The sequence below is a fragment of the Streptomyces sp. NPDC037290 genome, from assembly GCF_055603245.1.
In genome coordinates, this window is the sequence record NZ_JBVJVZ010000004.1 from 406,401 (window position 1) to 427,391 (window position 20,991).

A 20,991-nucleotide genomic window follows, 5' to 3' on the forward strand; every position below is an offset into this window, starting at 1 on the left:
GGTCACGGAAGGTCCGGCAGGTCCTCCGCGAACAGCAGGGTCAGGTCGTCCGTGCTCGGGTTCTCCAACTGGGCGACACGACCCGCGTGCCGCTCCACCATCGCCTCGAAGGTCTGCCGAGCGGTGCGGCCGTTGCCGAACGCCGGGCCCTTCGGGAGGACCGTGAAGTACTTCAGCAGCGCCTCGGACGTGCCCGGCGCCAGCCGGTACTCGTGCTCGTCGGCCTGCTGCTCCACGATCCTGAGCAGCTCCTCGGGGCCGTAGTCGCCGAAGGTGATGGTGCGGGAGAAGCGGGAGGCGACACCGGGGTTGACGGACAGGAAGCGCTCCATCTCCGCCGTGTAGCCGGCGACGATCACCACCACCGCGTCCCGGTGGTCCTCCATCAGCTTCACCAGCGTGTCGATGGCCTCCTTGCCGAAGTCACGCCCGCCGTCCTCCGGGGACAGCGCGTACGCCTCGTCGATGAACAGCACACCGCCGCGCGCCTTCTCGAACGCCTCCTGGGTGCGGATCGCCGTGGAGCCGATGTGCTCACCGACCAGGTCCACCCGGGACACCTCGACGAGATGACCCTTCTCCAGCACGCCGAGCGAGGCGAGGATCTCGCCGTAGAGCCGGGCGACCGTCGTCTTGCCGGTGCCGGGGGAGCCGGTGAAGACCAGATGCCGCTTGACCGACGCCGCCTTCAGCCCCGCCCGCCGCCGGCGGCGGCCCACCTCGATCATGTCGGTCAGCGCCCGCACCTCCCGCTTGACGCTCTCCAGGCCCACCAGCGCGTCGAGTTCCCCGAGCACGTCCTTCGAGGTGCGCGCCGCCTTGTCCGGCGTGGCGGCGCCGATCAGCGGCTCCTGCTCCGTGCTGCGCTGCCCGGGGATCGACCCGAGCAGCCCGGAGGAGTGCGACATCGTCTGTACGGCGCTATCGCGGACCGGCGACGGCCGCACACCACCGCTCTCGTCGCTGGTGCAGTCCTCCACCACCGGGCCCGTCCCGGACGCGGCGTCGGGGCCGGCGTCGGCGAACTCGTAACCGCCGCGCGCGCAGCGCTCCGTACGGCACTTGCGCAGCGTCGCCCGGCAGCCGTCGATCACATGGAAGCCGTATCCCGAACTGCCGCTGACCCGGCAGTTCAGGAAACTGCCGCGTCCGCCCGCGGAGACGTAGAAGCCGGCCTCGGCGGGGGAGTCGACCGTGCAGCGCTCGATGGTGGGGTCGGCGCCCTTGGTGACGATCACGCCGGTCTGGGTGCCGTCCAGCGTGCAGTTGTTCAGCGTGCCGCCGCTGCCGTGGTCGCGGAACCACGCTCCGGTCGCCGCCTCCCGGATCCGGCAGTCGTCGAGCTGTGCGGTGGCCCCGTCGCTCACCGACACCGCCGTGTTGCGCACCTGGGACAGGTCGCTGTCCACGACGTCCGCACGCGAACCGCGGTCCAGCACGAACAGGGCGTCCGGCACGTCGTGCACCCGGCAGGAGTCGAGGACGGCGGTGGCGCCGTCGCTGACCCACACCGCCGGGTAGTCGCCGGTGCTGTCGAAGATCTCGCACTGGTTGGCGTCCACCCGGGTCCCGGGGTCCCACACCGACAGGCCGTTGCGCCCGAACTGACGGACCGTCGTCCGGGTCAGCGTGAGCACCGAACGGGAGCGCAGGTCGACGGCGTTCTCGGGGATGTCGTGGATGTGGCAGTCGGCCAGCGTGAGCACCGCGTCCGTGTCCAGCGTGATGCCGTCGGTGGTCGTGCGGTGCACAACGCAGTCGGTCAGGTGAGCCGTCGCCCGCTGGGTGACCTGGACGCCGGCCCCGCGGACCTCGTAGATCTCACAACCCACGGCCTCCAGCGACGAGTTCTCGCCGGTCGCGGTCAGCCCGGTGCCCGAGGCATGGTGCACCCGGCAGCGCTCCAGGCGCGGGCGCGCGCCGCCGCGCACGGCCACCCCCGCCTGCCCGGCCGCGACGACCTCGCACTCCTCGAACACCCCACTCGCGCCGTCGAGTACGACGATGCCGATGCCGGCCGGGTTGTCGACCGTGCAGCGGCGCACGGTGGGACGGGCACCGCCGCGCACCTCGATGCCCGCCGCGGACCGGGCGACGATCCGCACGTCCAGCAGCTCGGGCATGCCCTCCTCGACCAGCAGCGCGGGCGCCGCCGCGTCCTGGCCCTCCACATGCAGGTCCTGCACCACGGCCGAGGCGCGCACGGTGAGCGGCACCCCGTCCACGGGCGCGATCCGCACGGAGCCGGGGGAACCCTCGGGGCCACGGAGCGTCACCTCCCGCTGGACCACGAGGTTTTCCCGGTAGGTCCCCGGGGCGATGGTGAGGACGTCGCCGTCCGTGGCGGCCTCCAGGGCGGCGGCGAGCGATGCGTACTCGCCCGTGCGGCGCCGCCACCGCGACGTACCGCTGTGCGTCACCTGGACCGTGCCCTGTGCCATGGTGTTGCTGTGCCCCCACCTCGTCGTACTGACGGCTCGCTCCCGTAGTCGCGCCGCCGGTGCCGGGACCGCGACCGTGCTCAGCCCCTGGGGCCGGTGCGCGTTCGTGCTCCCGAAGCCGCGTGCCTCTGCGGTTCGCTCGTCCGCGGGTTGTCGCCGAAAGCGCTTCGGCCGGTCCACCGTAGCGTGTGCGTGCAGGGTGGGCTGACCAGAGCGGGAAGGCCGTCAGCTGCCGGTGCCCGCCTTGCCCCAGTCCGGGCCGGCCCGGTCCCAGGCCTGGTCCCAGCGTGCGTAACGCCGGTGGACGATGCGCCAGACGGTCAGCCGCCGGGCGGCCTCGACCAGGCCCGCGGCCAGCAGGGCCGCGCCGATCCCGGCGAGCACCGCGTGTGTCGTCGCGGTCGGGGAGTCCAGTGGGCGGGTCGTTATTCGGCCCTGCGGATCCGTCCAGAGCGTGAAGCGGTCTCCCGTGTGCGGGGACTTGAGGTCCGCCAGGGTCGGGCCGTGCCGGTGGTCGCCGTCCGGCGCGGTCCAGTCCGCGAGAACACGCCGGTGGGCCCGGCGGGTCGTCGAGGTGTCGGGGTCGGTCTCCAGCGGGGCCTCACCCAGGTCACGCACGACCGTGGCCGTGACGAGGTGGCGCGTGTGGCGCTGTTCGCGTACGGACCGCTGCAGCGAGTCCTCGGCGGCGGCGCCGACCAGGCAGCCGGTCACGGGCGCGACCACGGCCATCAGCACGAGCGCCGCGAGGGCCACCCACGCCTCGACCAGATCGGTCGCGCGGCGCAGCGGATTGCGCCGCCAGCGCCACAAACCACTGATCGCCCGCATACCCCACCCCCTTCCGCTCCGTCATAACCCCCGGCGCGGGCGCGCATCCGCAGCCAGGAGCAAGAGAGAGCGACATCACGTCCACCGCGCACGCTCACGCACGCGGTTTCTCATGAATCTCTCATCCCCTCCCAACGACCGGGACCCGCCTCTGGTTCCCCGGCCGCCGCGCGTTCGTCGGGGCGCTGCTCGAGCACCCGGACCGGGTCACCGACCCTGATCGTGCCGCGCGAGAGGGGCACGACGTTCTGGCCGAAGAGCAGACTCGACCCGACCCTGCGGTGAAGTGCCAGGGTGCGCAGGGGCTCCCGGCCGCGCACGGCGGTCTCCTGGTCGACGGTGGTGACGACACAGCGTCCGCTCGCCTTCGCCACCCGGAAGACCACCTCGCCGACGGCGATCCGCGACCAGCGGTCCTCCGCCCAGGCCTCGGTGCCGGCGACGACGACGTTGGGCCGGAAGCGGTTCATCGGCAGCGGACCCTCGTGAGCGTGCGCGCCCTCGGCCATCAGGGAGTTCAGGGCGTCGAGGGAGGCGGTCGTGGTGATCAGCAGCGGGTACCCGTCGGCGAAGCTCACCGTCTCGCCGGGCAGGGCGTAGTCGGGATCGACCGGGCGGCGGGTGGCCGGATCGTCCATGTGCACCAGACGGACGTCCGTGCCCAGATAGGCGCTGCACCAGGCGTGCGCGGCCTGATCCGCCGGGACCGCCTCGACCTTCGTGCCGAAGACGTTCACCGGCACGGTGCCGGCCGGCTCGGGCACGGACACCGTCAGCGGCGTGTGACCGGGCCCGGACAGACGAACGCCGCCGCCGGGCAGCAGCTCGGCGGCGGCCAGCGCCAGACGTGGCTGTTCGCGTTGCGTGACGACCTTGCCCCCGTCGTCGATCAGTGTCCAGCGCCGGTCTCCGGCCAGGCCCCAGGGCTCCACCACGGCCTCCCGGGTCGCATGGCCCCGGAACGCCTTGACGGGATGGACGTGAATCGACTGCACTTCGGCGTTCTCCATGACGCCATCGTGCCAGGAGGCACCGACGGCGTCGGCGCGCCGATCAGTAGCCGCGGTACTGCTGGTTGTTGTACGGGTCCTGGTAGGGAGCCGGAGCGGGCCGCGGCGCGGCCGGACGCATCGCCTCGTATCCCGTGCCCATCCCCATCGGGCGCTGCTGCTGCGGGGCCTGGGGGCCGGGATAACCCCGCGGGGCGCTCGCCTGCTGCGGGATGTAGGCCGTGGGCGCCTGCTGCAGCGGCGCGGGCTGCGGTGTCTGCGGATAGCCGTAGGCGGGGACCTGCGGGGAGGGGCCCGCCGGGAGGGCGGGCAGAGCCGACGGCAGGGCGGGCAGGCTGCTGCCCGTGTCGTAGGCGGCGGGGACCCGGATCGGGGCGATCTGCGGGGTGCCCCGCTCGGCCACGAGGGAGTCGTAGATCGGGGTGTCCGGGAAGGAGGCGGAGTAGTAGCCGCCACCATAAGTGGAGCGGGGGGAGGTCATGGCACATAAGTTAAGCCCACGATGTGCTCGTTGGGGAGACCGATAAGAGGGTTGTTTTCCGTGCCTGGAGTGACCGGGGATCCCCAATCCGAGCGAACTTGGCAAAAAAGGACGTCCGTCGACGTTTCCATCGTGTAAAGAGCGAGCTCCTGGGGTGTTACCGCCAGTTGACCGGTGATCTTCCGGCGCCGGTCATGGGACTTCGACGCACCCCGGAATAGGTTGTGCGGGTAGGGATGACCGGGGCGACCCCCGGGGTGCCCGGAAACCGACACGGATGGGGGCGGACATGTCAATGCCGAAAGGGTCGAACACGCCGGTGCCGACCACGGCCCTGCGCGTCGAACTGGGCTGGCGCACCGGGGCCGGGGTGCCCGACGCGGACGCCTCCGCGCTGCTGCTCGCCACCGGCAAGGTCCGCTCCGACACCGACTTCGTCTTCTACAACCAACCCGCCCACCCTTCCGGTGCCGTGCGCCACGAGGGCAAGAGGACGGCCGGCGCGGGCGTCACCGACAGCCTCTCCGTCGACCTCGCGCGCGTGGAGGCCACGATCGAGCGCATCGTCCTGGCCGCATCCGCCGACGGCGGGACCTTCGGGCAGGTCCCCGGCCTCTACATCGAGGTGACCGACGCCGTGACCGGACAGACGGTCGCGCGCTTCGACAGCCCGGGCGCGACCGTCGAGACGGCCTTTGTGCTCGGCGAGTTCTACCGCCGCCAGGGCGCGTGGAAGTTCCGTGCCGTCGGCCAGGGCTACAGCAGCGGGCTCGAAGGTCTGGCAACGGACTTCGGCATCACCGTGGACGAGCCCCAGCACACCGCACCGCCCGCCGCGGCGGCCCCGGTGACGCCGCCCCCGCCGGCCCCCGCAGCGCCGCCCGCGCCCGCCGTCCCTCCCACGGCTCCGCCGGCCCCCAGGCCCCCCACCCCTCCCACGGTCCCGCCGGCCCCCGCGCCCCAGCCCGTCCGCCTGTCCAAGGTCACCCTCACCAAGGCCGCGCCCTCCGTCTCGCTCGCCAAACAGGGCGGCACCTCCGGAGCGATGCGGGTGAACCTCAACTGGCAGGTGCGCAAACAGCTTTCCGGCTGGGGCGGCCGATGGGGAGGCGGGCAGGGAGACCTCGACCTCGACCTGTGCGCCCTGTACGAACTCGCCGACGGCCGCAAAGGCGTCGTCCAGGCTCTCGGCAACGCCTTCGGATCGCTGCACCGGCCGCCGTACATCCACCTCGACGGCGACGACCGCACCGGTGCGGTGGCGAGCGGCGAGAACCTCACCATCAACCTCGACCACACCCGGGACTTCCGGCGCATCCTCGTCTTCGTCACCATCTACGAGGGCGCCACCTCCTTCGCCGATCTGCATGCCACCGTCACCCTCCAGCCGCAGTACGGCGCCGCGATCGACTTCTCGCTGGACGAGTGCACCGTCCCCTCCACGGTCTGCGCGCTCGCCCTGATCACCAACACGGGCGGCGACCTCCTCGTACAGCGCGAGGCGCGGTACCTGGTGCCGCAGCGCGGAGTGAGCCCGCAGCGGACCATAGACCGCGCCTACGACTGGGGCATGAACTGGACGCCCGGCCGCAAGTGAGCGGGCTCAGCCCTCGTCGGGCACGGCGCCGGGACGCGCGTACGTGCGGCCCTTCCATGCGGCCCCGCGGCCCCGGTAGTGCTGCACGGCCGAGTCGACCGTCATCAACAGGTACAGCAGCGCGGTGAACGGCAGCAGCGGCGCGAGCCCCAGGGGCTGGCCGTAGTAGCACAGCATCGGCAGATACGTCCCCGCCATCACCGCCCACGCCACGGCGCCGGTGACCGCCGTCGCCGTACCGCCGCCCGCCGCACCCACGACCACCGCGGCGGGCGGCACCAGGTACAGCAGCGCGAGCCCGGCGACCGTACCGAGGAGCAGCAGCGGGTTGTGGCGCAGCTGGGCGTAGGCACTGCGCGAGACCATCCGCCACAGGTCGTGCAGCCGGGGGTACGGCCGCACGCTGTCCACCCGGTCGGCCAGGCCCAGCCAGACGTGCCCGCCGGCGGCCTTCACCGCACGCGCGAGCGCCACGTCGTCGATCACGGCGTGCCGGATGGCTTCCGGGATGCGCGCCTTCTCGGCCATCCCCGTCCGCAGCAGGACACAGCCGCCCGCCGCCGCGGCCGTACGCGAGCCCTTCCGGCCGATCCACCGGAAGGGATACAGCTGCGCGAAGAAGTACACGAACGCCGGGACCACCAGCCGCTCCCACAGGCTCTCCACCCGCAGCCGCGCCATCTGCGACACGACGTCGAAGCCGCCGGCACGGGCCGCCGACACCAGTGCGCGCAGGCTGTCCGGCGCGTGCGCGATGTCGGCGTCCGTCAGCAGCAGGTACTCGGGGTCACGCGCGCGTGCCAGGCCGACACCGTGCCGCACCGCCCACAGCTTGCCCGTCCAGCCTGCCGGCGGCTCGCCGGGCGAGCCCACGGTCAGCGGCAGCCCGCCGTGCCGCCGGGCCAGCTCGCGCGCCAGCTCCCCGGTGCCGTCGGTGCTCCCGTCGTCCACCAGGAAGACCTCGGCCCGGCCCGGATAGTCCTGCGTCAGCAGCGACGGCAGGCTCGCGGGCAGCACGGCGGCCTCGTCGCGCGCCGGTACGACCACGCAGACCGACGGCCACTCTTCCGGTTCCCGGTGGGGCGGCAGCCGGACATCGGTACGCCAGAAGAAGCCCTGGCACAGCAGCAGCCAGCACCAGGCGGCCAGCGACACGACGGTGATCCACATCAGGGCGCTCACTCCGGCAGTCTGCCCCACCCGTCAGTCCCGCAAGGCCCCATCGTCTATCGTGGCCGGGTGAAGATCGCGCTCATGGACTCCGGAATCGGCCTGCTCCCCGCCGCCGCCGCGGTACGGCGGCTGCGTCCCGACGCGGATCTCGTGCTCTCCTGGGACCCGGACGGGATGCCCTGGGGGCCGCGCACTCCGGAGGACATCACGCAGCGGGCCATCGCCGTGGCCGAGGCCGCAGCGGCCCACCGGCCCGACGTCCTGATCGTCGCCTGCAACACCGCGTCCGTGCACTCCCTGCCGCAGATGCGGGCCCGCTTCGAGCCGGATCTCCCGGTCATCGGCACCGTTCCGGCGATCAAGCCGGCCGCGGCCGGCGGCGGCCATGTCGCGATCTGGGCCACCCCCGCCACCACGGGCAGCGCCTACCAGCGGAACCTGATCGAGCAGTTCGCCACCGGCGTGGCGGTCACCGAGGTGGCCTGCCCGGGTCTCGCGGACGCGGTGCACCACGCGGACGAGGCCGCCATCGAGGCAGCCATCGCCTCGGCCGCCGCGCGCACTCCCGAGGACGTGACCACCGTCGTCCTGGGCTGTACCAACTACGAGTTGGTCGGCGAGCGCATCCGGGCAGCCGTCCAGCGGCCCGGCCGTCCGCCGCTCATGCTGCACGGCTCCGCCGGAGCGGTCGCCGCACAGGCGCTGCGCCGGATCGGAGCGGAAGCGGACCCCGCCGCCCTCGTCGCGGACACCACCCTCACGGTGTTGCTCAGCGGTCGCGAGGACACGCTCCCGGACACCGCACTGTCCTATGCGGAAGGCCGGTTCCTGCAGGCGGTCAGCCCCGTCCGCTGACGGCCGGCCCGACGCGTGACGCCCTTCGGGCCGCCCTGGCCCACTCGGGGCAGTCACCCTCCGCCACGCCCTACCCGCGCAGCGAAACCTGAGTAACCTCATAAACATGAGGGACCACCCCCACGCCGATGAGGGCCCGCATCCCGACGTCTGGACGGGGCGCGCCACGAACCGGGTCCAGTGGCTGCTGGCCCTGGTCGGTGCTGCCTGCATGGCGCTCGGTATCGAGCTGGCCGTCGACTCGGCATGGACCTCGGGCGTCGCCCCGCTGGTGATGTCGGTCGTGGGCTGCATCGCCGCCGGTCTGCTGGTCCTCTTCGGCACGCTCGCCTTCGTGCACGTCGACCTCAAGCTCGACAAGGAGTGCGTCGAGGTTCGCTGCGGCCACATAGGGCTGCCGCGCCGCCGTATTCCGCTCTCCCACGTGGCGGGTGCCGACTTCACCGCCCTTGTCACGCCCAGGCAGTGGGGCGGCTGGGGCTACCGGTGGCGGCCCGAGAAGGGGACCGCCGTCGTCGTACGCCGTGGCGAGGGCCTCGTGCTGCGCCTGTGGGACGGCCACACCTTCACGATCACCGTGGACAACGCGGAGTCGGCGGTACGGGTCATCAGGGCCCGGCTGCGGACGTCCGGCCCGGGTTCGGCCCGCTGAGGCCACGGGCCACGCATCGGCGCGGGGCCTGGCAGGCGTGGCAGGGCTCAGGGTCCGGCGAAGCGGGTTCGACACCACTCCGAACCGCGCCGCGGGTGCGCGTGCCACCGGTCAGATCCGGGAGTCCGCGCCGTCGCGCGCCCACGGCCGCGCTGTCGCCCATCCGGCGAGCAGCCCGCCGCCCACGGTCACCGTGGTGAAGCTCAGCGCGTTGCTCACCAGGGCGAACACGGCCAGTGCGGTCAGCGCGGCGCCGGCGGTGAGGGCGACCGGGGTGGAGCGGGGGGAGCGCCACAGTGCGTGCAGCACCCAGCAGAACACGGCGACGACCAGGCACACCCCGACGAGGCCCTGCTCCGCCACCAGCTGGAGCATGGCCGAGTGCGGCTTGCCGTCGGCGGACAGTGTCTGCGGTGCCGAGCCGCCCAGCTCACCGAACCGTCCAGGACCGATCCCGAGGCCCCGGTTCCGGCCTGCCAGCCGCAGGGCGTCCTGCCACAGTGCCACCCTGCGCTCGGTCAGCCGGCCCTCGAGCACCCGGGCGAGCCCGCCCGGCAGCACCTCCGCGGCGAGGGCCCAGACCGTCCCGGCCGCCGAGGCCGCCACCACGGCCAGGCCCAGCAGGCACCCGCCCCGGCGGGACACCGAGCCCGCGGCGAGCGAACACAGCAATACGGCAGCACTCGCCGCGCAACCGGCCGCCGACCCGAGGACCGCGCCGGTCAGTACGATCCCGGCGGCCAGCACCCGCAGCACCAGCCGCAGTCCCGGTACCGGTGTCGACCAGGCGGCACAGCACGCGGCACCCGTGGCCAGCGCCAGCAGAGCGGCGGTGGCGCCGGTGTGTCCGAGCGGGGCGGTGTACCGGGGACCGGCGGAGAGAGCGGGCAGTGCCACGGCCAGCGCGAGCCCGGCCGCCGCACCGGAGCAGGGCGCGGCCACCGGGAGCAGTGCCCCGGACACCCGGCCTGCGGCGTGACCGGCGGCCACGGCGAGCACCGCGAGCAGGACGCCCTCGGGCCGTCCGTCGTGAGTGGCCGCGGTGATCAGTGACCATGCGGCGCAGGCGCCGAGCAGGATCATGCCCGCGCCATCAGAAACGTTTCGTCTGACGTCGGCCGCGTCCACGCCGGTCGCGGGCCTCGTCCCCGTCGCCCCCACTGCCGCCCCTGCCGCCCTTCGTCCCCGACCCCGTCCCAGGCCACGGCCGTGCACGGCACCGGATCCGGCCGCACTGCCGAGGCTGGGCACACCGTAGCGGCTGATGACCGGTTTGGGGACGAGATGCGACGGAACGGTTCTTTCCGCTTGGGTGCGGGAGCCGGTGCAGATCCCCCGCTCCAGGACGGGGGTGGCGGGGACCGCCGCTGCGCACCGGCGGGCGCACGACGCCGACGACCAGGCACGACGGTGTCCGGCCGGAGCAGATGCCGGCCCGCGTACCGTGCTGTCGGCGGCACAGCCCACCGCCGTACACTCACCCGGGTGACCGTCACCGCAACTTCCGTGGACCAGCCGGATCAGCTCCAGCCGCCCGCCTCCGGCGTGCGCGGCAGCCGGCTGCTGCACCGCCTGGTCCCGGCCGTCGCCTCCGCGCTCTGCGGAGTGCTGCTCTACGTCAGTTTCCCGCCGCGCACCCTCTGGTGGCTGGCGCTGCCCGCCTTCGCCGGTTTCGGCTGGCTGCTGCGCGGCCGCGGCTGGAAGGCGGCCCTCGGCCTCGGCTACCTCTTCGGACTGGGCTTCCTGCTGCCGCTGCTGGTGTGGACGGGCGTGGAGGTCGGTCCCGGTCCCTGGCTGGCCCTCGTCGCGATCGAGGGGGTCTTCATCGCGCTGGTCGGTGTGGGGGTCGCCGCCGTCTCCAGGCTCCCCGCCTGGCCGGTGTGGGCGGCCGCCGTCTGGATCGCGGGCGAGGCGGTACGCGCGCGTGTGCCCTTCCGGGGCTTCCCGTGGGGCAAGATCGCGTTCGGGCAGGCGGACGGCGTCTTCCTGCCGCTCGCCGCGGTGGGCGGCACGCCGGTGCTCGGCTTCGCGGTCGTCCTGTGCGGATTCGGCCTGTACGAGGCCGGCCGGCTGATCGCCGAGCGGCGCCGGACGCGTGCCGTGCGGCGCGGGGCCGCGGCCGCCGCGCTGCTGAGCGTGGCCGTCCCGGTGGCGGGCGCGGTCGCCGCCCGGCCGCTGGTCAGCGACAAGGCCGAGGACGGCACCAGGACCGTGGCGGTCATCCAGGGCAACGTGCCGCGTTCCGGGCTGGAGTTCAGCGCCCAGCGGCGGGCCGTCCTGGACTACCACGTGCGCGAGACGCTGAAGCTCGCCGCCGACGTGAAGGCCGGGAAGGCCCCGAAGCCCGACTACGTGCTGTGGCCGGAGAACTCCTCCGACATCGACCCCTTCAGCAACCCCGACGCGGCCGCCGTCATCAACGAGGCGTCCAACGCGGTCGGCGTGCCCATCTCGATCGGGGCCGTCGTCGACAGGCACGGCAAGCTGCTCAACGAACAGGTGCTGTGGGACCCGGCCAAGGGACCGACGCAGACCTACGACAAGCGGCAGATCCAGCCGTTCGGCGAGTACCTCCCGCTGCGCGGGCTCGTCGGGGCGGTCAACAAGAACTGGACCAGCATGGTCCGCCAGGACTTCAGCCGCGGCGGCAAGCCTGGTGTCTTCGACGTCGACGGGGCCAAGGTGGGCCTCGCCACCTGCTACGAGGCCGCGTTCGACTGGGCCGTGCGGGACACGGTCACACACGGCGCGGAGATGATCTCCGTACCGAGCAATAACGCGACCTTCGACCGCAGCGAGATGACGTACCAGCAGCTCGCCATGTCCCGGATCCGTGCCGTCGAGCACAGCCGCACCGTGACCGTTCCGGTGACCAGCGGGGTGAGCGCGATCATCATGCCGGACGGGAAGATCACCCAGAGGACCGGCATGTTCGTGCCCGCCTACCTCGTGCAGAAGGTGCCGCTGCGCACGTCGAAGACTCCGGCGACCGAGCTCGGCATCCTCCCGGAGATCGCCCTGGTGCTGGTGGCCGCGGGCGGTGTCGGCTGGGCGGTCGGGTCCGGGCTGCGCCGTCGGCGCGCCGGTGGCGCGTAGACGTACGACCGGCGTACGTCTCCTGAAAATGGTGCGTACGCCCCCTTGAAAAGGGTGTGTACGCCTCCTGAAACGGTGCCTACGCATCCTGAACCGCCAGGAGACCGCGGGCCCGGCCGTTAGGGTCGGGCCATGGCCACTCCTGACTTCATCCGCACCCTCCGGGCCTCCGCCGGTCACCAGCTGCTCTGGCTCCCCGGGATCACCGCGATCGTCTTCGACGACGAGGGCAGGGTGCTGCTCGGCCGGCGGTCCGACACCCGCAAGTGGTCGGTGATCGGCGGCATCCCGGAGCCGGGTGAGCAGCCTGCGGCCTGTGCCGTGCGGGAGGTCTTCGAGGAGACGGCGGTGCACTGCGTGGCCGAGCGGGTCGTCCTCGTCCAGGCCCTGGAACCGGTCACCTATCCCAACGGCGATCGCTGCCAGTACATGGACATCACCATCCGCTGCCGGGCCGTCGGCGGCGAGGCCCGGGTCAACGACGACGAGTCCCTGGACGTGGGCTGGTTCGAGGTGGACGCGCTGCCCGATCTCCAGGAGTTCGGCCGGTTCCGGATCAAGCAGGCCATGTCCGAGGCACCCACATGGTTTGACCCTACGACCATGGGCTGAAGTATGGGTGGCCACCACATGTGGTGGCCAGTGGGTTCTGCCTAGGGTCGGCACATGACCTCGTCCAGCCTTCCGCCCGGCCTCCGCCCGCAGCCCCTCGCCCTCGACCTGGGCGGCCGCACCGCCCTCGTCACCGGTGCCGCCGGCGGCATCGGCCGCGCCTGCGCCCTGCGCCTCGCCGCCGCCGGTGCGCGGGTGCGCGCCGTCGACCGGGACGAGACCGGCCTGGCCGAACTGGCCCAGCAGGCGGAACGGACCGGCGACCTGGCGGGGACCGTCGTACCGCACGTCGTGGACCTCACCGACCTCGACGCCGCGGAGCGCGCTGCCGCCGGCACCGACGTGCTGGTCAACAACGCCGGACTGCAACTGGTCCGGCCGCTCGAGGAATTCCCGCCCGAGGTCTTCCACACCGTGCTGACCGTGATGCTGGAGGCACCGTTCCGGCTGATCCGCGGCGCGCTGCCGCACATGTACGCGCAGCGCTGGGGCCGGATCGTGAATGTCTCCTCCGTCCATGGGCTACGTGCCTCCGCTTACAAGTCCGCCTATGTGGCCGCCAAACACGGTCTCGAGGGGCTGTCCAAGACGGCCGCCCTGGAAGGCGCCCCCCATGGGGTGACCTCGAACTGTGTGAACCCGGCCTATGTGCGCACGCCCCTGGTGGAGAAGCAGATTGCCGACCAGGCGCAGGCGCACGGCATCCCCGAGGAGCGGGTGCTGTCCGAGGTCCTGCTGAAGGACAGCGCGGTTCAGCGGCTCATCGAACCGGAGGAGGTGGCCGAGGCCGTGGCCTACCTGTGCAGCCCGCAGGCGTCCTTCGTCACCGGCACCTCGCTCGTGCTCGACGGCGGTTGGACAGCACACTGAAGCGGCGGACGGACGGCCCCGTGAAGCGCCCGGCGGCGCCCGGTCCGGGAGTTTTCCACAGGCCTGACGGGCCGGGCGGTCGATGCGGAATCCTGTGACCATGTCCCGCGATCACGTGCAGTCGGCACCCAGCGCCGGCGCCGAGGCCCCGTACCTCGAACTGCTGGCCCGCGACGCCTCCGCGGAGGCCTACGAGCAGCCGGTGCTGCTCGCCCGCGCCGAGGGCAGACCGGCCGAAGCGATCGCCGGGCTGGAGCAGGCCAAGCTGCTGGCCCTGCGCGTCCGGGCCGAGCTGGAAGGGCGCCGGCGGCGCGAGGCCGAGCTGTCCGCGCTGTTCGAGACCGCCCACGACCTCGCCGGCCTGCGCGATCTGGACGCCGTCCTGCAGGCCATCGTGCAGCGAGCCCGCTCCCTGCTCGGCACGGACGTCGCCTACCTCACCCTGAACGACCCGGCGCGCGGCGACACCTACATGCGGGTCACGGAGGGCTCCGTCTCCGCCCGCTTCCAGCAGCTGCGCCTCGGCATGGGCGAAGGGCTCGGCGGACTGGTCGCGCAGTCCACCCGGCCGTACGTCACGGACGACTACTTCAAGGACGCCCGCTTCCAGCACACCCTCACCATCGACGCCGGCGTCCGGGACGAGGGCCTGGTCGCCATCCTCGGCGTCCCCCTCATGCTCGGCCCGCACGTCATCGGGGTCCTCTTCGCCGCCGACCGCAGGGAACGCGTCTTCGAACGCGCGCAGATCGCCCTCCTCGGCTCCTTTGCCGCGCTCGCCGCGGCCGCGATCGACACGGCCAATCTGCTCACCGAGACCCGCTCGGCCCTGGCCGGCCTCGAGCGCGCCAACGAGATCATCCGGGACCGCAGCGCCGTCATCGAGCGCGCCTCCGACGTCCACGACCGGCTCGCCGAACTCGTGCTGCGCGGCGGCGGGGTGCACGACGTGGCCGCCGCCGTCTCCGAAGTCCTCGACAGCACCGTCGAGTTCACGGAAGCGGACGCGGCACCGGCCGAGGCACTGGAGGTGTCGCGCGCCGAGGGGCACGCCGTACGGCACGGCAGCGCCTGGATCGCCGCGGTCGCCGCCGGCGGCGAACTCCTCGGAGCGCTGGTCCTGCGCGGGCACCCGGACCTGGATCCCGTCGACCAGCGCACCCTGGAGCGCGCGGCGATGGTCACCTCGCTCCTGCTGCTGGCTCGCCGCTCCGCGGCCGAGGCCGAACAGCGCGTGCGCGGCGAACTGCTGGACGACCTGCTGGACGCGCGCGACCGGGATCCGCGCCTGCTGCGCGAACGCGCCGCCCGGCTGCACGCCGACCTGGACGCCACCCATGTCGTGCTCGCGGCACGCCTCGACGGCCCGGCGGCCGACGCCGACGAAGAGGCCGCGGCCCGCCGTCGGTTGTGGTCGGCCGCCTCCCACCTCGCCGCGACCCGGCACGGCCTGGCCGCCGCACGCGACGGCGGTACCGTCCTGCTGTTGCCGCTCGCCACCGGCGACACCGCCACGGAGGTGGCCCGCCGCACCGCCCGCCATCTGGGTGCGGCCGTCCACCAGCCCGTCACGGTCGGCGCGTCTGCCCCGGTCACCGACCTCACCGCCCACCCCGAGACGGTGGCCGCCGCCTACGGGGAGGGCCGCCGCTGCCTGGACGCGCTGCACCTGCTGGGCCGGACCGGGGACGGCGCGGCAGCCGAGGACTTCGGCTTCCTCGGTCTGCTCCTCGCGGGCGACCGGGACATCGCCGGCTTCGTCGACCGCACGGTCGGCCCGGTCGTCTCCTACGACGAGCGGCGCGGTACGGACCTGCTGCGCACCCTGGACGCGTACTTCGCCTGCGGAATGAGCCCCGCCCGCACCAAGGACGCCCTGCACGTCCACGTGAACACGGTCGCCCAGCGCCTGGAACGGGTGGGCCGGCTGCTGGGGGAGGACTGGCAGAGTCCCGCCCGTGCCCTTGAGATCCAACTGGCCCTGCGACTGCACCGGTTGGCGGCTCCCGACAGACGCTGACCCCCGTACGGACCTGCCGTACGGGGGTCGGGCTCTCAGGATCCCCGGTCAGACCGTCCGCGCCTGCGCAGCCGCGCTCGCACCGGTGGACTCGCCGTCCTCGGCCTCGACGCGGGCGAGATCCCGGTGCCCCGTCTCCCGCGCCACGCCCACGGCGACCAGCGTCAGCACCGCGGCGGCGATCACATACAGGGCGATCGGCGTCGAGCTGCCGTAGTCCTCGAGCAGTGCGGTGGCGATGAGCGGCGCCGGCGCGCCCGCCGCCACGGACGCGAACTGGGCACCGATCGACGCGCCCGAGTACCGCATCCGGGTCGCGAACATCTCGGCGAAGAAGGCGGCCTGGGGTGCGTACATGGCGCCGTGCAGCACGAGTCCGACGGTCACGGCAAGGACCAGGTACCCGAACGAGCCGCTGTCCGTGAGTGAGAAGAACGGGAACATCCACAGCCCGACACCCGCCGCTCCGAACAGGTACACCGGGCGCCGCCCGACCCGGTCCGACAGCGCGCCCCAGGCCGGGATGACGGCGAAGTGCACGGCGGATCCGATGAGCACGGCGTTGAGGGCGGTCTGCTTGGAGACGCCGGCAGAGGTGGTGGCGTAGACGAGGATGAAGGCGGTGATGACGTAGTAGCTGATGTTCTCGGCCATGCGGGCACCTATCGCCACCAGCACGTCCCGCCAGTGGTGCCGCAGCACGGAGACGAGCGGAAGCTTCTCCGGCTCGTCCGCGCGCCGGGCCTCGGCCCGCCCCAACGCCTGCTTGAACACGGGCGACTCATCGACGGACAGCCGGATCCACAGACCGACGAGCACCAGCACGCCGGAGAGCAGGAACGGGATACGCCAGCCCCATCTCCCGAAGGCGTCGTCGGAGAGCACGGCGGTCAGCAGCGAGAGCACACCGGTCGCCAGCAACTGCCCCGCCGGCGCGCCGGTCTGCGGCCAGGAGGCCCAGAACCCACGCCGCCGCGCGTCTCCGTGCTCCGACACCAGCAGCACGGCACCGCCCCACTCGCCGCCGAGCGCGAACCCCTGGACGAGCCGCAGCACGGTGAGCAGCACGGGGGCGGCGGACCCCACGGTGGCGTGCGTGGGCAGCAACCCGATGGCGAACGTCGCCCCGCCCATCATCACCAGGCTCAGCACGAGCAGCTTCTTCCGCCCGAGCCGGTCACCGTAGTGCCCGAACACCAGCGCCCCCAGCGGACGGGCCGCGAATCCGACGGCATACGTCAGGAACGACAGCAGCGTCCCGACGAGCGGGTCCGAGTCCGGAAAGAACAGCTTGTTGAACACCAGCGCGGCGGCCGAGCCGTAGAGGAAGAAGTCGTACCACTCGATGGTGGTGCCGATGAGACTGGCGGCGACGATGCGGGGGAGGCTGGCTGGGGGCGGGGGAGCGGTGGTTCCGGAGGCCATGTGCGCCACTTCCTCGTGTGCGGTGGGGACGGGTACGTGTCGGCACACCGTAGGAAGAGGCAGCTCAGGGACACATGTGGTGGGGCAACATAGTTCGAGTGTTGGCTATGCGTGCGGCCACCATGCCGGCTCACGGAAGGGCGGTTCAGGGGTTCGAAGGTGGTAGTAACGAGTGCTGTCGGGATCGCACAGTTCGGGGGGATTTGACGGTGCGGTGCTGATTCCCAGGGGGCTCGGCGTTCCCCAGCGGCGAGGTCCGCTCTTTTGGCGAGGTGTGCGGACTCTTCAAGATCGGGCGATGGCCGCGAGCCGGTTCGTCCGGGTTGAACCGCGTGCCACGGCCGGCGGTGCGGGAGGGCCGCTCCACTTCCGGCCGACCGTTCCGGCAGACGCAATTTCTTCGCATTAGGCTGTCCCCATGAGTGCCCGAGCGACCACACGCCCCGGTGGGCGCAGCGCCCGCGTCCAGCAGTCCGTGCACCAGGCGGTCCGTGATCTTGAGGCGGAGATGGGGCGGGACGCACTGAGTGTGCCGCTGATCGCGGCCCGCGCGGGGGTCACGCCGTCCACTGTCTACCGCCGCTGGGGAGACCTGCGGGAACTGCTGTCCGACGTGGCTGTCGAGCGGCTGCGCCCGGATGCGCCGCCGGCCGACCAAGGTGGCCTGCGAGCGGACCTGGAGGCGTGGACCGTGCAGTTCGCCGAGGAGATGTCCTCGACGGCGGGTCGCACGTACATCCGCGATGCCCTGCTGGGTGACCCCGGGCAGGGCAATGCGGCGCGCTGCTCCGACTACGCCGCCGAGCAATTGAAGGTCATCGGCGTACGCGCAGCCGGGCGCGGGGAGGCCGTGCCGGACATGGAGACGCTGCTGGACGTCGTGGTCGCCCCGCTGATGTATCGGATCCTGTTCCGCCCCTCGGAGCTGTCCCAGGCGTACGTCCGCCGCTTGGTGGCGGCGGCGCTCGGTCGCGGCGGGTCCACTTCGGGCACCTAAAAGCTAAGGGTTTGCGTTTTGAGGTGGCGCCACCCTAGAGTGCTTAATGCAAAGCATTCGCCTTAAGGCTCCCGTGTCGCGCGCCGTCCGCGCGCGGCCTGACCTGAAAGGGTCCCACCGATGAGCACCGCCACCCCCCGTCAGGCCACGCCCGCCACCAGCACGGGATGGAGCCTCGGCGACATCGTCGTACGCCGCGTCGACGAGATCGAGCTGCCTCGCGAGACCGGACCGTGGCTGCTGCCGGACGCCACCAGGGAGGTGCTGGACGAGGCGTCGTGGCTACGGCCCGACTTCGCCGACGCCGATGTCCCGCGGCTGGCGAGCCACAGCTTCGCGGTGCAGGCCGGCGGACTGCGGATCGTCGTGGACACCGGCATCGGCAACGGCAAGACCCGTGCCAACCCGGCCTGGAACGGTCTCGACACCGACTTCCTGGACCGGTTGGCGACGGCCGGCTTCCCGCCCGAGTCCGTGGACCTGGTGATCACCACACACCTGCACACCGACCACGTCGGCTGGAACACCCGCCTCGCCGACGGGGACTGGGTCCCCGCCTTCCCCAACGCCCGCTACCTCACCAGCCGCACCGAATGGGACCACTGGGCCGCCACCGACCTGGACGAGGCCCGCGCCCAGATGTTCCGCGACTCCGTCCACCCGGTCCGGGAAGCCGGACAGTACGACCTCGTGGACGTGCCCGAGCAGGGACACGAGGTGGCGCCGGGCGTCCTCCTGGTCCCAGCCCCGGGCCACACTCCGGGGCAGGTCGCCGTCGAACTGCGCGGCAGCGACCGGCGGGCGCTGATCACCGGCGACAGCATCCACCACCCCGTGCAGCTGTCCCACCCCCACGTGCACAGCTGCGTCGACATCGACCCCGCCCAGGCGATCCGCACCCGCGCCCGGCTGCTCGACGGCGTGGCGGACACCGACGCGCTGCTCCTGGGCACCCACTTCCCGCGGCCCACGGCCGGCACCGTCCGCCGGGAGCACGGCCGCTACCGGCTGCTCGCCGAGCACGGCGGTGAGATCCCGGCCGCCGAGGCCTGACCACACGACCGGTGCCCCGCGCACGGCGGTGTTCGGTGCCCCACGCGCGGACCACCGAACAGCCGCGCCACCGAGCAGTCGTGGCACCTGCGGTCGCCTGACGCCAATCCTTGGCCTTTAGCGCCTTCGAGTACTCCGCCGCCCCACCCTCGACCGGGAAAGAGAAGGTCCATGACCGCTGCCGAACTCACACCGCCGGAGGCCGCCCGCTGGGCCGCCCGCGCGGGGGTTGTGCTGCCCGCCGAACGCCACGCCGCGGTCGCCGCCGTCGCCAACCACATCCACGGCGTCGTCGCGGTCCTGCGCGAGCTGGACTTCGCGGACGTCCCGCCCGCCGCCGCCTACCGCGCCGGACAGGAGTCGCACGATGCAGCCGTATGAGCTGTCCCTCGCCGCCGCCGCGGACGCGATCCGTGCCCGGCGACTCTCCCCCGTCGAACTGGTCGACTCCGTCCTCGATCGCATCGAGAAAGTGGAACCGCACCTCGGTGCCTACGTCACGGTCACCGCGGAGCAGGCACGCCGGGCGGCGAGCGAGGCCGAACACGAAGCGGCGCACGGCCGTTACCGGGGACCGCTGCACGGCATCCCGATGGGACTCAAGGATCTGATCGACGTCGGCGGGATGGCCACCACGGCCAGCTCCCGGGTGCGCGCCGACCATCGCGCGACGGCGGACAGCACGGTCGCCGCGCGTCTGAACGCGGCCAGCGCGGTCCTGCTCGGCAAGACCCACACCCACGAGTTCGCGTTCGGCCTGACCACTCCACAGACCCGCAACGCCTGGGACCGCGGCCGGGTCGCCGGCGGTTCCAGCGGCGGCTCCGCGGTCGCCGTCGCATCGGGCACCGCGACCTTCGCCCTGGGCACCGACACCGGTGGGTCGATCCGGGTGCCCGCCGCGCTCAACGGGGTCGTCGGGCTCAAACCGACCTACGGTCTCGTCCCCCGCCACGGCGTCACCTCCCTGTCCTGGTCGCTGGACCACGTCGGTCCGATCACCCGCACCGTCGAGGACGCCGCCCTGGTCCTGACCGCACTGGCCGGACACGATCCGCGCGACCCCGCCTCGTTGTCCGTGCCCGCCACGGACTACCGGCCCGGTGCCGGCACGGACCTGACGGGACTGCGCATCGGCCTGCCGCGCACCTACTACTTCGACAACGTCGACCCGAACGTGGAGACCGCCGTTCGGCACGCCATCGGGCAGCTGGAAACCTTGGGCGCACGGCTCGTCGAGGTCGACATCCCGATGACCCGCTACATCCAGGCCACCCAGTGGGGTCTGATGGTGCCGGAGGCCGGGGCCTACCACGAGAACAGCCTGCGCACGGTCCCCGAGCTGTACCAGGACGACGTCCGCATCCTCCTGGAGGCAAGCGAGTTGATGAGCGCCGGGGACTACGTACGCGCGCAACGCGCCCGCACGCTCATGCGCGCCGAGTGGACCCGGCTGCTGGATCAGGTCGACGTGATCGCCGCCCCGAGCGTGCCGATACCCGCGGTCGGCGCCGATGAGGCGACGGTCAGCTGGCCCGACGGCACGGTCGAGGGCGTCTCCGACGCCTACGTGCGCCTCTCCGCCCCCGCCAACATCACCGGGGTGCCCGCCCTGACCGTTCCGGTCGGCCACGACTCGGTCGGCATGCCGATCGGCATGCAGCTGCTCGGCCGTCCCCTCGGCGAGCCCACGCTCCTGCGGGTCGGCCACGCCTACGAGCAGACGCAGCCGGCCCGGGAACTCGCCACGGTGGCCTGAGCGCGCTCGCCCCGACGCGGCCCGGGGGCGGGGGGGGGGGGGGGGGGGGGGGGGGGGGGGGGGGAGGGGGGGGGGGGGGGGGGGGGGGGGGGGGGGGGGGGGGGGGGGGGGGAGAGGGG

At 72.8% G+C, this 20,991-nt stretch carries 18 protein-coding genes; 11 read left to right on the plus strand and 7 right to left on the minus strand.

The features are described from left to right. Positions 1–2: 2 nt before the first annotated feature. The 4 genes from ACZ7HQ_RS16860 to ACZ7HQ_RS16875 form a co-directional block, all read right to left on the minus strand. Positions 3–2,441, minus strand: a complete 2,439-nt coding sequence (locus tag ACZ7HQ_RS16860) for a right-handed parallel beta-helix repeat-containing protein (RefSeq protein ID WP_470990048.1) — start codon at positions 2,439–2,441, stop codon at positions 3–5. A gap of 225 nt (positions 2,442–2,666) precedes the next feature. Next, positions 2,667–3,272: an Rv1733c family protein gene (locus ACZ7HQ_RS16865; protein ID WP_470990051.1), complete on the minus strand. Its 606-nt coding sequence runs from the start codon at positions 3,270–3,272 to the stop codon at positions 2,667–2,669. A gap of 110 nt (positions 3,273–3,382) precedes the next feature. Then, positions 3,383–4,282, minus strand: coding sequence for an MOSC domain-containing protein (locus ACZ7HQ_RS16870; protein WP_470990054.1), 900 nt, complete (start codon positions 4,280–4,282; stop codon positions 3,383–3,385). A 43-nt stretch (positions 4,283–4,325) separates the two neighbouring features. Further along, on the minus strand, positions 4,326–4,763 hold the full coding sequence (locus tag ACZ7HQ_RS16875; protein ID WP_470990057.1) for a DUF6643 family protein: 438 nt from the start codon (positions 4,761–4,763) through the stop codon (positions 4,326–4,328). Positions 4,764–5,040: 277 nt separating this feature from the next. Between ACZ7HQ_RS16875 and ACZ7HQ_RS16880 the strand changes: the two genes are divergently transcribed. Continuing rightward, the gene (locus tag ACZ7HQ_RS16880) at positions 5,041–6,360 is read left to right on the plus strand and encodes a TerD family protein (protein ID WP_470990060.1); all 1,320 of its coding nucleotides are present in this window, start codon (positions 5,041–5,043) and stop codon (positions 6,358–6,360) included. 6 nt (positions 6,361–6,366) lie between these two features. On the opposite strand, the gene ACZ7HQ_RS16885 is transcribed toward ACZ7HQ_RS16880, so the two are convergent. After that, positions 6,367–7,530: a glycosyltransferase gene (locus ACZ7HQ_RS16885; protein ID WP_470990692.1), complete on the minus strand. Its 1,164-nt coding sequence runs from the start codon at positions 7,528–7,530 to the stop codon at positions 6,367–6,369. 69 nt (positions 7,531–7,599) lie between these two features. Here ACZ7HQ_RS16885 and ACZ7HQ_RS16890 point away from each other — a divergent pair, with 69 nt between their 5' ends. Further along, positions 7,600–8,388: a glutamate racemase gene (locus ACZ7HQ_RS16890; RefSeq protein WP_470990063.1), complete on the plus strand. Its 789-nt coding sequence runs from the start codon at positions 7,600–7,602 to the stop codon at positions 8,386–8,388. Between the two features lie 106 nt (positions 8,389–8,494). Further along, the gene (locus tag ACZ7HQ_RS16895; RefSeq protein WP_470990066.1) at positions 8,495–9,040 is read left to right on the plus strand and encodes a hypothetical protein; all 546 of its coding nucleotides are present in this window, start codon (positions 8,495–8,497) and stop codon (positions 9,038–9,040) included. A gap of 111 nt (positions 9,041–9,151) precedes the next feature. On the opposite strand, the gene ACZ7HQ_RS16900 is transcribed toward ACZ7HQ_RS16895, so the two are convergent. Further along, positions 9,152–10,123: an O-antigen ligase family protein gene (locus ACZ7HQ_RS16900; RefSeq protein WP_470990069.1), complete on the minus strand. Its 972-nt coding sequence runs from the start codon at positions 10,121–10,123 to the stop codon at positions 9,152–9,154. A 402-nt stretch (positions 10,124–10,525) separates the two neighbouring features. Here ACZ7HQ_RS16900 and lnt point away from each other — a divergent pair, with 402 nt between their 5' ends. The 4 genes from lnt to ACZ7HQ_RS16920 all read left to right on the plus strand — a co-directional run bounded on the left by lnt (position 10,526) and on the right by ACZ7HQ_RS16920 (position 15,638). Continuing rightward, complete coding sequence (lnt, locus tag ACZ7HQ_RS16905; protein WP_470990072.1) at positions 10,526–12,136, plus strand: apolipoprotein N-acyltransferase; 1,611 nt, start codon at positions 10,526–10,528, stop codon at positions 12,134–12,136. A 132-nt stretch (positions 12,137–12,268) separates the two neighbouring features. Next, the gene (locus ACZ7HQ_RS16910; protein WP_470990074.1) at positions 12,269–12,748 is read left to right on the plus strand and encodes an NUDIX hydrolase; all 480 of its coding nucleotides are present in this window, start codon (positions 12,269–12,271) and stop codon (positions 12,746–12,748) included. 54 nt (positions 12,749–12,802) lie between these two features. Continuing rightward, a complete protein-coding gene (locus tag ACZ7HQ_RS16915; protein WP_470990077.1) occupies positions 12,803–13,618 on the plus strand; it encodes a 3-hydroxybutyrate dehydrogenase in 816 nt (271 codons plus the stop codon). Positions 13,619–13,718: 100 nt separating this feature from the next. Next, positions 13,719–15,638 carry a helix-turn-helix domain-containing protein gene (locus ACZ7HQ_RS16920; protein ID WP_470990080.1) on the plus strand — a complete coding sequence of 640 codons (1,920 nt, stop codon included), beginning with the start codon at positions 13,719–13,721 and terminating at the stop codon, positions 15,636–15,638. 48 nt (positions 15,639–15,686) lie between these two features. Here the strand turns inward: ACZ7HQ_RS16920 and ACZ7HQ_RS16925 are convergent, their stop codons facing one another. Continuing rightward, positions 15,687–17,063: an MFS transporter gene (locus ACZ7HQ_RS16925; protein WP_470990084.1), complete on the minus strand. Its 1,377-nt coding sequence runs from the start codon at positions 17,061–17,063 to the stop codon at positions 15,687–15,689. Positions 17,064–17,481: 418 nt separating this feature from the next. On the opposite strand from ACZ7HQ_RS16925, the gene ACZ7HQ_RS16930 reads away from it, so the two are divergent. The 4 genes from ACZ7HQ_RS16930 to ACZ7HQ_RS16945 all read left to right on the plus strand — a co-directional run bounded on the left by ACZ7HQ_RS16930 (position 17,482) and on the right by ACZ7HQ_RS16945 (position 20,872). Beyond that, on the plus strand, positions 17,482–18,060 hold the full coding sequence (locus ACZ7HQ_RS16930) for a TetR/AcrR family transcriptional regulator (protein WP_470990087.1): 579 nt from the start codon (positions 17,482–17,484) through the stop codon (positions 18,058–18,060). 120 nt (positions 18,061–18,180) lie between these two features. Next, positions 18,181–19,113: an MBL fold metallo-hydrolase gene (locus ACZ7HQ_RS16935; protein WP_470990088.1), complete on the plus strand. Its 933-nt coding sequence runs from the start codon at positions 18,181–18,183 to the stop codon at positions 19,111–19,113. Positions 19,114–19,284: 171 nt separating this feature from the next. Continuing rightward, complete coding sequence (locus ACZ7HQ_RS16940) at positions 19,285–19,494, plus strand: hypothetical protein (protein ID WP_351251611.1); 210 nt, start codon at positions 19,285–19,287, stop codon at positions 19,492–19,494. Next, a complete protein-coding gene (locus ACZ7HQ_RS16945) occupies positions 19,481–20,872 on the plus strand; it encodes an amidase (RefSeq protein WP_470990090.1) in 1,392 nt (463 codons plus the stop codon). Before ACZ7HQ_RS16940 ends, ACZ7HQ_RS16945 begins: the two co-directional genes overlap by 14 nt. Positions 20,873–20,991: the final 119 nt, after the last annotated feature.